Source organism: Rathayibacter sp. AY1H3 (assembly GCF_002932015.1).
On sequence record NZ_PSUU01000066.1, the window covers coordinates 1 to 12,581 of the forward strand.

Sequence of the window (12,581 nt, forward strand, 5' to 3'; positions counted from 1 at the left end):
GCGCTGTCAAGCGGACTGCCTCCGGGGCCGTCTGGTCGTAGCGTCGAGCTATGAACTCCTCCCGCACCGACTCTGTCAGCCGCATCGCCCGGGAGGACTTCGGCTGGTCGTCGCTGCTCCCCGGTCAGCGCGAGGCGATCGAGTCGGCGGCCTCCGGGCGCGACACGCTGCTGGTGCTGGCGACGGGCGGCGGCAAGTCCGCGGTCTACCAGATCGCCGGAGCCGAGCGCGGCGGCGTCGTCCTGGTCGTCTCCCCGCTCGTCGCCCTGCAGGCCGACCAGCTCGCCGCGATCGAGGCGGCTCCGGCGGCCCCGCCCGCCGTCGCGATCAACTCCTCCCAGGGCGCCGCGGCCGTCGCCCGCGCCTGGGACCGGATCGACGAGGGCGGCCCGCTCTACGTGCTCCTGGCGCCCGAGCAGCTCGCCAAGCCCGAGAACGTGGCGCGTCTGGCGGCCGCGGGAGTGTCGCTCCTGGTCGTCGACGAGGCGCACTGCGTCTCCTCCTGGGGCCACGACTTCCGCCCCGACTACCTCCGCCTGGCCGATGTGCGCGGCGAGCTCGGAGACCCGCCGGTGCTCGCGATGACCGCCACCGCCTCCGGGCCGGTGCGCGACGAGATCATCGAGCGCCTCCGGATGACCGACCCCGAGATCCAGGTGCACGGCGTCGACCGTCCGGAGATCCGGCTGGTGGTGCACCGCCACGAGAGCGAGAACGAGAAGCGCGCCGCCGTGGTCGAGGAGGCCCGCAGCTGGACGGCTCCGGGCCTGGTCTACGTCGCCACCCGCAAGGAGACGGAGGCCTACGCGGCCGACATCGCGGCGGAGGGGCGCCGGGTCGCGGCGTACCACGCCGGACTCAAGGTGTCCGAGCGCAAGGTCGTGCACGAGCAGTGGCGCGCTGGCGAGCTCGACGTCGTCGTCGCGACCTCGGCCTTCGGGATGGGCATCGACCGGGCCGACGTCCGCTTCGTGCTGCACGCGACGACCACCGAGTCGCTCGACGCGTACTACCAGGAGATCGGCCGCGCGGGCCGCGACGGCGAGCCGGCGACGGGCGCGCTGCACTACCGCGCCGAGGATCTGGGTCTCCGCCGCTTCTTCGCCAAGCGTTCGGTCGACAAGGCCGCGCTGCGCGTGATCTGGGCGGCCGTCTCGGAGCAGCCGGGGCTCGACTCCGCGGCTCTCGCGAAGGAGCTGGGGAAGCCGGCCCGCACGATCGCCCGGATCGTCAACGATCTCGCGGACGCGGGGCTGGTGGAGACCGGCTCCGGTCTGCGCGGGACGCGCGAGGCCTCCGGCGACGAGGCCGTGCACGCGGTGAAGGAGGCTCTGGCCTCCCGCGAGCGGATCGCGGAGTCGCGCCTGTCGATGATGCGCGCGTACGCGGAGACCAGCCAGTGCCGCCGCCGAGTCCTGCTGGACTACTTCGGCGTGGAGTCGGCCGAGTGGTGCGGCAACTGCGACGGCTGCGAGCGGCACGAGGCGAGCGGCGAGACCGTCGAGGCGCCCGTGGACGCCCCTCTGAGCGTCGACGAGTCGGTGGAGCACCGCGAGTGGGGCGCCGGCACCGTGATGAGCGTGGAGGCCGACCGGGCGACGATCTTCTTCGAGTCCGAGGGCTACAAGGTGCTGTCGTTCCAGGCGCTCGAGTCCGGCGTCCTGCGCGAGCACGAGCACGCCTCCGCCTGACCCCGGCTCTCCGCGCCGGCCGATCGCCGCTCGCGGGACGCCGCTCCGGTACGGCAGGCACGGCGTGCCGTGCACCGGAGCGGCGTCCCGCGGAGGGGGTCAGACCTTCGAGACGGCCGAGCTCACGTCGGTGGGCTTCTCGTAGTCGCCGTCCGGGATCGCACGGAGGGCCTCGAGGACGTCGCCGTCCGCGCCCTCCTTCTCCGCGGTCTCGACGATCGTGTCTTTCGAGGCGGGGTAGTCGATGCCCGAGAGGTACTTCTGGATCTGGATCGGGTTGGGTGCGTCCATCGTGCTGTCCTTTCGTCGCCTTGCTGAGTGTTACGAGTGCTCTTCGGCGAAGAGCCGGTCGAAGGCGTCGACGCGCCGGTCGGTGACCGTCGTGGGCGTCTCGAGGTGCACGGCGCCGCTGGGCACGAGGCCCGCGCCGCCGAAGCGCTCCATGACGCGCCACTGCGCGGCGACGTCCTCACCGCTGTGCTCCGGGGGCAGCTGCTCCCAGAAGTCGAAGCCGCCGACGGCCAGGAGGGCGTCGCGGCGGTAGAGGACGCACGCGCCCAGCCAGGCGACCCGGTACGCGCGCCAGGCGCCCTCCGGGACGTCGAGGCGGGCGGCGACGTGCGTGAGATTCGCCGCGTTGTGCAGCGGCCAGCGCTCGAACTCCGGGGTTCCGCGCCGCACCCGCTCGGGCTCCACGCGCTCCTCCCAGGTCTCGAACGACTCGGTCTCGTGCGGGCGCACGTCCTCGAGGTAGGACAGGCCCTGCACCGCGGAGCCGACGAAGCCGCAGTCGAGGCGCTCGAGGGCCTCGTGCAGCCGCGAGAGCGTGCCCGGCTCGAGCCACACGTCGTCGTCGAGGAAGAGGACGGCCGGGGCGGTGGCGAGGGAGAGGAGGTAGTGCCTCTGCTCCGCGAGCCCGCGCCGGGGCAGGTGCCGGCGCACCACCGGAGCCCGGCCCTGCGCCTCCAGCACGCGCAGCATCGCGAGGATCGTCGGGTCGCTCTCGGCGACCGCGTCGTCGGACTGGTCGCTGACGATCACGCGGAAGGGCGGGTCGTCCTGGGCGGCGAGTCCGGCGAGCGTGGCGGCGAGCTCGGCACGGCGGCCGACCGTCGGCACCAGTACGTCGATCAGCGGCTGCCGGGGAGCCTCCGGGACCCCCCAGCGCCCGGACCACCGGCGGCTGGTCACGGCGCGGCCGATCGGATGCGCTGGACCATCTCGGTCGTGGAGTGCTCCGAGACGTAGCCGACCGTGGTGACGACGCCCCCGTAGGAGCGGACGACGGCCGCCTCCGCGAGCATGTCGGGGTTGTAGTCCCCGCCCTTCACGTAGACGTCGGGCTGCACGCGCTCGAGCAGCGGGATGGGGGTGTCTCCGCCGAAGAGAGTCACGTAGTCGACGCAGCCCAGCTCGGCGATCACGCCCGCGCGGTCGCCCTCCGGGTTGATCGGCCGTCCCTCGCCCTTCAGCCGCCGGACGGAGTCGTCGTCGTTCACCGCGACCACGAGCACGTCGCCGAGCTCGCGGGCCTGGCGGAGGTAGGCGGTGTGGCCGCGGTGCAGGACGTCGAAGCAGCCGTTGGTGAACACCACGCGGCGACCGCGGCGCGCCTGCTCCGCGAGCACCTCGACGAGGGCGTCCTCGCCGAGCACGACGGCGCCGGGAGCGGCGAGGGAGGCGAGCAGGTCGTCGCCCGAGCAGACGGAGGTGCCGGGGCGCTGCACGACCACGTCGGCGGCGGCCTGCGCCAGATCGACGGCGGTGGCCAGGGAGCGGCCGGCGGCGAGGGCGAGGGTGGCGGTCGCGGCGAAGGTGTCGCCGGCGCCGGACGCCTGCTTCTCCTCCGCGGGCTGAGCGAAGGTGCGGCTGACCGTGCCGTCGGCGTCGAGCGCGGTGGAGCCGTCCCGGTCGAGGGTGACCACGACGTGCCGGGCGCCCGAGCGGGCGCGCAGGTCGTCCGCCGCGTCGCGCACGGCGGCAGCCCGCTCCGTCCCGCGGCCGAGGGAGCCGCCGAGCAGCCGCTCCGCCTCCTTGGCGTTCGGAGTGACGAGGTCCGGCCGGGCGAAGGCCCAGTCGGCGAGCTCGTGCGCGTCGACCACGAGGAGGCCGGGGCGCTCGACGGCGAGCAGGCGCTTGACGGCCTCGCGGAGGATCCCCGAGCCGTAGTCGCAGACCAGGACGGCGTCGGCGCCCGCGGCGGCCTCGGCGGCGGCACCGGCGAGCAGGGCCAGCTCGTCGTCGGCCGGGCGGTGCGGGCCGGAGTCGACGCGCAGCATCACGCTGTCGCCGCCGACCACGCGGGTCTTGATCGTCGTCGCGGCGCCGGTGCGGACGACCCGGGAGGTGTCCAGGCCGGCCCGCTCGAGGGCGCGCACGAGCCGGTCGCCCTCGGAGTCGCGTCCGGCCACGCCGACCGTGCGGACGACGGCGCCCAGCGCGCGCAGGTTGGCGGCGGTGTTGGCGGCCCCGCCCGCGACGTCGACGACGTCCTCGAGCCGCAGGACCGGCGCGGGCGCCTCCCGCGTGACGCGCTCCGCCTCGCCGAGCCACCAGGAGTCGAGGATGAGGTCCCCGATCACGGCGACGACGGGCGGGCGCTCGTGGACGTGCGCCAGGAGGGCGCTCGCCCGCTGGAGCGCCGAGCCCTCGAGGCTCACCGCGCGCCTCCCGGCAGAACGGGCAGGCCGAAGTGCACGACCGTGGTGGTGGTCATCTCGTCGAGCAGCTCCGGGCCGTAGCCGAAGCCGGAGCCGGACGCTCCGCGGGGCTGGGCGCTGCCGCCCGGCGCTCCTCCGAAGACGCCGTTGACCTTGACTGTGCCCACCGGCAGCGTCGCCGCGGCCCGATGGGCGTGCTCCATGTCGGCGGTGAGGATCGAGGCGGCCAGACCGTAGGGGCTCGCGGCGGCCAGGTCCAGGCCCTCGTCGAATGAGTCGACGACGCGGATCGGCGCGACGGGCCCGAAGGTCTCCTCCGTCATCACCAGCATCGACTCGGTGCAGTCGGCCAGGACGGTCGCGGGGTAGAAGGTGCCGTCCCCGGGGGTGCCGCCGGTGAGGGCGCGCGCGCCGCTGTCGAGCGCCTCCGTGACATGCTCGTGGACGGCGTCGCGCATGCGGGCGTCGACGAGGCGGGGGAGCGGGCCTGCGCTCCAGCGATCGGCCTCGGCGACGAGCGCCGCCGTGAACGCCTCGGCGATGTCGCGGTGCACGTAGATCCGCTCGACGGAGGTGCAGATCTGGCCGGCGTTGGCGAAGGCGCCCAGCGCGGCCTGCTCGGCGGCCCAGACCGGATCGACGTCGCGGTCGACGACGAGCGCGTCGTTGCCGCCGTTCTCGAGGATCACGTGCGCGCCGGTGACGGCGGCGACCCGGGCGAGCGCGCGGCCGGTGGCGGTCGAGCCGACGTGGGCGAGGACGTCGACGCCCTCGGTGCGCGCCAGCTCGTCGCCGACCGCCCCGTCGCCCTCGACCAGGGTCAGCACGCCCTCGGGCAGCGCCTCGGCGAGGATGCTCGTGAAGAGGGCGCCCGTGCCCGGACTGCGCTCGCTCGGCTTGTGCACGACGACGTCACCGGAGACGATCGCGGCGCCCAGGAGGCCCGCAGCGACGGCGACCGGGTCGTTCCACGGAGTGAGGGCGAGCACGACACCGCGCGGGTGCGGCAGGGCGAGATCGACGTTGAGCGCCCCTCCGCGCAGGCTCCTCCCGCGGTGCAGCGGGCCGAGTTCGGCGTACTGGAGCAGCGTGTCGACACCGGCGCGGACGCCGCCCAGGGCGTCGCCGGCGGGCTTGCCCGTCTCCTGCGTGTTGAGGTCGGCGAGCTCCTGCTCGCGCTCGGCCACGCGGTGGGCGGCGGCACGGAGCAGGGCGCCGCGCTCGGCGGGCGCGGTGGCGGCCCACGCGGGGAACGCGGTCCGCGCGCGGCGGACGGCGTCGGCGGCAGTCGTGGCGGGGGTCGTGATGTCGATGGTCACGGTCACCTCTCGGTCGGGGGCGCCCGCGGAGTGGCGGACGCATCCGTCCGGTACCCGGGTGGTGCGCGCCTAGACACGCCGCCTCCGGAATCCGCCCCCGGATCGGCGACGGGCTCGCCCCCGATCCGGTTTCGGATCGGCCCCGGCGGGGAAGTGGAGGAGTGCACCGTCCCCGGAGCGGCGCCCGCGCGCCCTCCGCACCTGAGAGGAACCCGTCGTGGTCGCCATCGCCCCCCTCCGAGAGCCCTTCGCCGGAGTCGAGAGGATCGCCGTCCTGCGCGGCGGCGGACTCGGCGACCTGCTGTTCGCGCTGCCCGCCGTCGACGCCCTCGCGGCCGCCTACCCGGGAGCCGAGATCACCCTGGTCGGGACGCCCGCGCACCGGGTCCTGCTGACGGGCGTCGAGTCGCCGATCGCCGACGTCGAGATCCTGCCGGTGGCGCAGGGCGTCCGCGACGGAGAGGGGGAGGACCCCCGGGTCGTCGAGGACTTCACCGAGCGGATGCGCGCGCGCCGCTTCGACCTGGCCGTGCAGCTGCACGGCGGCGGGCGCTACTCCAACCCGTTCCTCCAGCGCCTCGGCGCGCGCCACACGGTCGGGTCGCGCACCGACGACGCCGCGGAGCTCGAGCGCACGATCCCCTACGTCTACTACCAGCACGAGATGCTGCGGGCGCTCGAGATCGTCGGGCTGGCCGGAGCGCCCGCGACCCGCCTCGAGCCGGCGCTCGCCGTGGATCCGGAGCGGCGGGACCGCCTCGCCGCGGCGCTGCCCGCGGGCGGCCCGCTGGTGCTGATCCACCCCGGGGCGACCGATCCCCGCCGGCGCTGGCCCGCCGCCTCCTTCGCCGCCGTGGCGACGGAGCTGCTGGCGGACGGCGCGCGCGTGCTGGTGGTGGGCGACGCCTCCGACGTGCCCGCCGCCGACGAGATCGTCGCCGGAGCGCCGGGAGCGGTCTCCTGGGCGGGCGTCGTGGACCTCCCGGACCTCGCTCCGCTGCTCTCGCTCGCCGACCTCGTGCTCGGCAACGACTCCGGACCCCGCCATCTCGCCGCCGCGGTCGGCGCTCCGACGGTCGGGGTCTTCTGGGTGGGCAACGCGATCAACGCCGCGGCCCTCGGGCGGCAGCGCCACCGGGTGCAGCTGAGCTGGACCACGCACTGCCCGGTCTGCGGGCGCGACGCCACGCAGGTCGGCTGGACCGCTCCGCGCTGCGAGCACGACGTCACGTTCGTCGGCGACGTGCGCGTCGAGGCGGTGCTCGAGGACGTCCGCGGGGTGCTCGCCTCCACCCGCTGAACCGCGAGACGCCGCCTCGGTACGCGACGCGCCGGGGCGTGCGGACCGAGGTGGCGTCTCGCGGCGGGGGATCCGGGGCGCGCCCGGATCAGCGGATCACGGCCAGGACGGCTCCTCCTCGTGCGTGATGACGAGCTCGCGGACCTCGCAGCCGCGCGGCTGGCCGAGGACGAACATGACGGCGTTCGCCACGTTCTCCGGGTCGTTCAGCAGCGCGTCCGGACCCGGCTTGTACTGCTCGTCGCGGTCGTCGAAGAAGCGCGTCTTCATGCCCGACGGGATCAGCGTGGTCACGCCGATCTCGCCCTTGGTCTCGGCCGCGAGCGCGCGGGTGAAGCCGAGCACGCCGAACTTCGAGGCGCAGTACGCGGTCGCGTCCGAGACGGCCTTGATCGCGAGCGAGGAGGCGACGGTGACGACGCGGCCGTGCGTCTCGGTGAGGAAGGGCAGCGCCGCCCGGACGACGGCCGCGGTGCCGAGGAGGTTGACGGAGATGACGCGCTCCCACTCCTCCGGCTCCACGTCGACGAGGCGGCCGCAGCGGTCGATGCCGGCCGCGGTCACGACGGCGTCGAGCCCGCCGTGCTCGCGGGCGATCTCGACGACCGCCTTCTCGGCCTCGCGGGTCTTCGCGACGTCGACCTGGTAGGCGGCGACGCCCTCCTTCAGCGACGAGACGTCGCGGTCGAGCACGATCGGGGTGCCGCCGGCGGCGGTGACCGCGGCGGCGACGGCCGCACCGAGCCCGGAGGCTCCTCCGGTGATCAGGACGCGGCCGATGGGGGTGGGAGTGGTGCTCATGGTTTCCTTCCGGGGGTGGTCTGCGGGCCTCGTGGGCCGCGGGTCAGCCGACGCGCGCGAGCGCGGCGGCGAGATGGGTGGTCGAGCGGCCCGGGTGGTACGGCACGGTCAGGACCCGGCCGCCCCAGTCCGCCACCGTCGCCGTCTCGGGGAGGGACTCGGCGGAGTAGTCGCCGCCCTTCACCCAGACGTCGGGGCGGATGCGGCGCAGCGCCTCGCCCGGCGTGTCCTCGCCGAAGACCAGCACGGCGTCGACGCACTCGAGCGCGAGCAGCAGGTCGACGCGGTCGTCCTCGGGGATGATCGGCCGCGCCGCGCCCTTGAGGCGCCGGACGGAGTCGTCCGAGTTGAGGCAGACGATCAGGCAGTCGCCGAGAGCGCGTGCGGCGGAGAGGGTGCGGGCGTGGCCGGCGTGGAGCAGGTCGAAGCAGCCGCCCGTCGCGACCACCGTTCCTCCTGCCGCGCGGACGGACTCGGCGACGCGCAGGGCGTCCACCCCGCCGCCGTGGAGGGGTGCGGGGTCGGCGGGAGCGGACAGTGAGGCGACCCCTCCCGCGAGGAGGTAGGCGCCGGCTGCGGCGACCGCCGCCTGCACCGCCTCCGACGTGCTCGCACCCTCGGCGAGGGCGACGGCGGCGGAGGCGGCGAACCGGTCGCCCGCGCCGCACGGGTCGGTGGGCGGCACGGCGACGGCCGGTGCGACGACCGGGACGCCGGCGCCGCGGGAGCGCAGCAGGGCGCCGGAGGATCCCATCGTCACGGTGACCGCACCGCAGCCCCAGCGCTCGAGGAGGGTGGTCGCGGCGGACTCGGCGCGCGTCACTCCGCGGCCGACGGCTCCCGAGAAGGCGGTGGCCTCGGCCAGGTTCGGGGTGGCGAGGGAGGTGGCGGCGACCGGCTGCGAGCCCCGCGGGTGCGGATCCCACACCAGCGGCACGGTGAGCGCGTCGAGCGCCGTGCGGAGCGACGGCTCCTCGGTCAGGCGGCGGCCGTAGTCGGCGACGATCACGGCGTCGGCGTCGGCGAGCGCGGCGAGCATCGCGTCGGTGACGCCGGGGACGGGCGGCGTCTCGCAGCCGCGGTCGATCCGCACCACGGCCTGGCCGGAGGCGGCGACGCGGGTCTTCACCGGCGTCGGCGCTCCCGAGGGCCCGGCGACCAGGCGGACGCCGGACAGCTCGGCGCGCAGCTCCGCCACGTCCGGATCCGAGTCCTCGGCGAGCGCGGTCACCAGCGTCACCTCGTGCCCGTCGCGGGCGAGCATCCGGGCGACGAGCCCGGCACCGCCGGCGCGGGCGCTGCGGGCCGACACGTCGACCACGGGGACGGGGGCGTCCGGGCTCAGCCGCTCGGCGGGTCCGGAGAGGTCGACGTCGAGCATCACGTCGCCGACGACGACGAGGCGCAGGCGGCTCACGCGGCGGCCGCGGTCCGCGCGCGGATCCGGTGCTCGAAGGCCCGGCAGAGCGCGTGCACGAGCACCAGCTGCGCCTCCTGCACATTGGAGCCGTGGCCCTCGAGGGCGATCGCCTCGTCGCAGAGCTCGGTGAGCGGGTTCGGCCCCTCGCCGGTCAGCGCCCACGACCGGGCGCCCGCCGCACGGGCGGCCTCCGCGGCGTGGAGGAGGTTCGCGCTGCGTCCGCTGGTGGAGAGCAGCACCACGACGTCCCCCGCCCGGGCGTGCGCGGTGACCTGGCGCGAGAACACGTGGTCGAAGCCGTAGTCGTTGCCGATCGCGGTCAGGCTCGACGTTTCTGCGTGCAGCGAGATGGCGGAGAAGGGGACGCGGTCGCCGTCGAAGCGGCCGACGAGCTCGGCGGTGAGGTGCTGCGCCTCGGCCGCGGAGCCGCCGTTGCCCGCGGCGAGCAGGCGCGCGCCGGAGTGCAGGCGGTCGGCGAGCTCGACGCCCCAGGCGGCGATCCTGTCGGAGTGGCGCTCCAGCTGCGCGACCGCGTCGAGCGCGCGCGCCACGTGGTCGTCGACGAGGCGCCGGGCGGCGTCGGCCGGGGTGTCCAGAACGGTGTCGATGGTCGCGGTGTCGATGGTCATCGTCGCGGAGCCGCCTTCCGGGTGGTGGGGGATGAGGGTGCGCTCGTGGCGCCGGTGAGGAGCGACTCGTCGCCGAGGCCGGCGAGGGTCGTGACGTAGGCGCGCTCGCTGTCGGCGGCGACGCGATCCCAGGAGTAGCGGGACTCGACGCGCTCGCGGCCGGCGGTCCCGTAGGCGCGGGCGCGGTCGGGGTCCTCCAGCAGCGAGCCGAGGGCGGCGGCCAGGGCGACCGGGTCGCGCGGAGGCACGTGGACCCCGGTGACGTCCTCGACCACGGTGTCGATCAGGCCGCCCACGGAGGAGGCGACGACCGGCACGCCGCAGGCCATCGCCTCGAGCGGAGTGATGCCGAACGGCTCGTACCAGGGCGCGCAGACCACGACGTCGGCCGAGCGGAGCATCGCGGGCATCTCAGTCTGCGAGAGCTGGCCGACGAAGTCGACACGGTCCGCGACGCCGAGGCTCTCGGCGACGCCGTGCAGCCGCTGGTACTCGGGGTCCGCCGTCAGCGCGTCGCCGGAGCCGGAGCCCCCGACCACGACGAGCTCGGCGTCGTGGCCGGCCGCGACCAGGTGCGCGAGCGCCTCGATCGCGATGCCCATGCCCTTGCGCGGCACCAGGCGTCCGATGGTCATCAGCCGCGAGCGCTCGCCGCGGGGCGCGACCGGGCCCTCGACCGAGAACCGGTCGATGTCGACTCCGCAGGGCACCACCGAGATGCGCGAGGTCGGCACGCCGAGCCCCTTGAGCTCGAAGGCCTCGTCCGAGCAGGTGGCGACGACGCCGTCGGCCTTCTGGCCCACTCCGGGCTCGAGCCAGGCGCGCTCCTCGGGGCTGGTGTCGAGCGCACCCTGCTGGCGGCGCTTGACCACGCCCAGCGCGTGGAAGGTGTGGAGGACGGGCACGCGCCGCCCGGTGGCGCGCTCCACCCGCTCGGAGGCGTCGAGCGCGGCGACCCCGGACATCCAGAAGTGGCTGTGCACGAGGTCCGGCCGCTCCTGCAGCCACTCCTCGGTGAGGTCGACGGCGAAGTCGCCCATGAAGGGCAGCAGCTCGTCCTTGGACACCCGGCGCGGCGGTCCGGCGTCGATGTGCACGACCTCGACTCCCGAGGTGAAGGGCACGCGCCGGGGGAGGGAGGGGTCGTCGCGGCGGGTGTAGACGACGACGCGGTGGCCGCGGCGGGCGAGCGCGTCGGCGAGCGCCGCCACGTGGACGTTCTGACCGCCGGCGTCGACGCCGCCGAGGGTCGCCAGCGGGCTCGCGTGCTCCGAGACCATGGCGATCGTCAGCGCGGGCGCGGCGGAGAGGTGCTGCTTCATCGGGTGCTCCCTTCCAGAGCGGGCTCCGGCGACCGGCGTCCGGGGAGGTCGGCGAGGACCTCGTCCCAGTCGCGGTGGAACCGGGCGAGGCCGTAGCGCGCGAGCGCGGCCTCGCGGGCGACGGCGCCGGCGCGGGCGGCCCGGTCCGGGTCCTCGACGAGCGCCCGGGCCGAGGCGACGAGGGCGTCGAGGTCGTTCGAGACCGCTCCGGCCTCGGGCGGGACGGCGCGCCCCGCCTCCGTCACGTCGAGCGCGACGACGGGCATCCCGAGGTGCATCGCCTCCAGCAGTGCGAGGCCGAGGGAGGTCCATCGGAACGGGTGCAGGTAGACCCGGCGGCGGGCCAGGGCCCCGTGCATCGCCTGCGTGCGGACGTCGCCGAGGACCGTCACGTCCTCCAGGCCCGGCAGCTCGGCGAGCCGGTCGGTCTTCATCCCGAAGACGTCCAGCGGAGCGACCGCGCCGAAGCGGGGGAGCAGGTCGGTTCCGGCGACCCGGCCCCGGCGGACGGGCTCGTTGACGACCACGCCGAAGTGCGGCAGCTCGCCGGTGTAGAGGGGACCCGGGTCGTGGATCCCGTGCTCGATCACCGTCGTCCGCGTCGATCCGGTGTCCCACATCAGGGCGTTGAAGTGGGTGACGTGGACGATCAGCAGGTCGTCGCGGTCGGCGAACGGGTGGCGGTTGTCCGGCACGTCCCCGCGGGGGGTGTTGTGCTCCACGTAGACGGCGGGCACGTCGCGGCCGAGGCGTCGCCCGAGCAGGCGCTCGGCCTCGGCGAGCTCCTCGGGCCTCTGGAGGAGGACCGCGTCGACGTCGGCGTCGTGCAGCTCCTCGGGGGCGATCTCGACGGCGCTCGGCCAGTCGCGGCCGCCGGTGCCCAGGCCCCAGCCGTCGCGGGCCGGAGTCGTGGGGAGCAGGTAGGTATGGGCGCCGCGGACGAAGGCGTCCGCCCAGCCGCCGTGCACGTGCCAGAGCAGGATCCTCATGCGATGGCCTCTCTCGGGGAAGTCGTGGGTCGGAGTCGGAGGGCGGCGGCGACCGCCTCCTCGGCGCTCACCCCCGCGAGGCAGGGATGGCCGGGGACGGGGCACACGCGGGCGCGCGAGCCGGCGCAGGGCGCCTTCTGGTCGCCGAGCAGCGCGACCGGGACGCCGTAGGGCGCCCAGCGCACGGCCGGGACGACCGGCGCGAAGAGGCTGACCATGGGGGTGCCGACCGCGGCGGCGAGGTGCGCGGGGCCGGTGTTGCCGCAGATCACGACCTCGGCGCCGGCCAGCACCTCGGCGGCGCCGGGGAAGTCCGTCGCCCCGCCGAGGTCGATGCCGCGGGAGCCCGCGACCTCGGCCGTGAGGGAGCGCTCGCCCGGGCCGCCGGTGACGACGACGGCGAGGCCCGCGTCCGCCAGCAGCTCGACGGCGCGGGCCGCGTTCGCCGCG

Annotated in this window: 12 protein-coding genes; 2 read left to right on the forward strand and 10 right to left on the reverse strand. The window is 75.5% G+C overall.

All coding sequences use genetic code 11. The features are described from left to right. Positions 1-50 precede the first annotated feature (50 nt). The gene (locus C5C33_RS17170) at positions 51-1,691 is read left to right on the forward strand and encodes a RecQ family ATP-dependent DNA helicase (protein ID WP_104247444.1); all 1,641 of its coding nucleotides are present in this window, start codon (positions 51-53) and stop codon (positions 1,689-1,691) included. Positions 1,692-1,790: 99 nt separating this feature from the next. Here the strand turns inward: C5C33_RS17170 and C5C33_RS17175 are convergent, their stop codons facing one another. Genes C5C33_RS17175 through C5C33_RS17190 form a run of 4 tightly spaced genes read right to left on the reverse strand, consistent with a single transcriptional unit; the run spans position 1,791 to position 5,670 of the window. Beyond that, positions 1,791-1,982, reverse strand: coding sequence for a DUF2795 domain-containing protein (locus tag C5C33_RS17175; protein ID WP_104223528.1), 192 nt, complete (start codon positions 1,980-1,982; stop codon positions 1,791-1,793). A 30-nt stretch (positions 1,983-2,012) separates the two neighbouring features. Continuing rightward, positions 2,013-2,882, reverse strand: coding sequence for a glycosyltransferase family A protein (locus C5C33_RS17180; protein ID WP_219812158.1), 870 nt, complete (start codon positions 2,880-2,882; stop codon positions 2,013-2,015). Next, complete coding sequence (gene rfaE2 / locus C5C33_RS17185; protein WP_104261711.1) at positions 2,879-4,351, reverse strand: D-glycero-beta-D-manno-heptose 1-phosphate adenylyltransferase; 1,473 nt, start codon at positions 4,349-4,351, stop codon at positions 2,879-2,881. The genes C5C33_RS17180 and rfaE2 overlap by 4 nt, the downstream gene beginning before the upstream one ends. Next, a complete protein-coding gene (locus tag C5C33_RS17190; protein ID WP_258064160.1) occupies positions 4,348-5,670 on the reverse strand; it encodes an aldehyde dehydrogenase in 1,323 nt (440 codons plus the stop codon). Before C5C33_RS17190 ends, rfaE2 begins: the two co-directional genes overlap by 4 nt. 217 nt (positions 5,671-5,887) lie before the next feature. Between C5C33_RS17190 and C5C33_RS17195 the strand changes: the two genes are divergently transcribed. Beyond that, on the forward strand, positions 5,888-6,970 hold the full coding sequence (locus tag C5C33_RS17195) for a glycosyltransferase family 9 protein (RefSeq protein ID WP_104261713.1): 1,083 nt from the start codon (positions 5,888-5,890) through the stop codon (positions 6,968-6,970). Between the two features lie 96 nt (positions 6,971-7,066). On the opposite strand, the gene C5C33_RS17200 is transcribed toward C5C33_RS17195, so the two are convergent. The 6 genes from C5C33_RS17200 to C5C33_RS17225 form a co-directional block, all read right to left on the reverse strand. Beyond that, positions 7,067-7,771 carry an SDR family oxidoreductase gene (locus C5C33_RS17200; RefSeq protein WP_104261714.1) on the reverse strand — a complete coding sequence of 235 codons (705 nt, stop codon included), beginning with the start codon at positions 7,769-7,771 and terminating at the stop codon, positions 7,067-7,069. A 43-nt stretch (positions 7,772-7,814) separates the two neighbouring features. After that, positions 7,815-9,179, reverse strand: a complete 1,365-nt coding sequence (locus tag C5C33_RS17205) for a PfkB family carbohydrate kinase (protein WP_104261717.1) — start codon at positions 9,177-9,179, stop codon at positions 7,815-7,817. Between the two features lie 5 nt (positions 9,180-9,184). After that, on the reverse strand, positions 9,185-9,820 hold the full coding sequence (locus C5C33_RS17210) for an SIS domain-containing protein (protein ID WP_104247441.1): 636 nt from the start codon (positions 9,818-9,820) through the stop codon (positions 9,185-9,187). Next, positions 9,817-11,112, reverse strand: coding sequence for a glycosyltransferase (locus C5C33_RS17215; protein WP_104261716.1), 1,296 nt, complete (start codon positions 11,110-11,112; stop codon positions 9,817-9,819). Before C5C33_RS17215 ends, C5C33_RS17210 begins: the two co-directional genes overlap by 4 nt. Before the next feature lie 26 nt (positions 11,113-11,138). Next, complete coding sequence (locus tag C5C33_RS17220) at positions 11,139-12,131, reverse strand: glycosyltransferase (protein WP_104261715.1); 993 nt, start codon at positions 12,129-12,131, stop codon at positions 11,139-11,141. Continuing rightward, positions 12,128-12,581, reverse strand: a 454-nt coding sequence (locus C5C33_RS17225; RefSeq protein WP_146085816.1) for a glycosyltransferase family 9 protein, incomplete at its 5' end; no start/stop codon positions are given. The genes C5C33_RS17220 and C5C33_RS17225, both read right to left, overlap by 4 nt.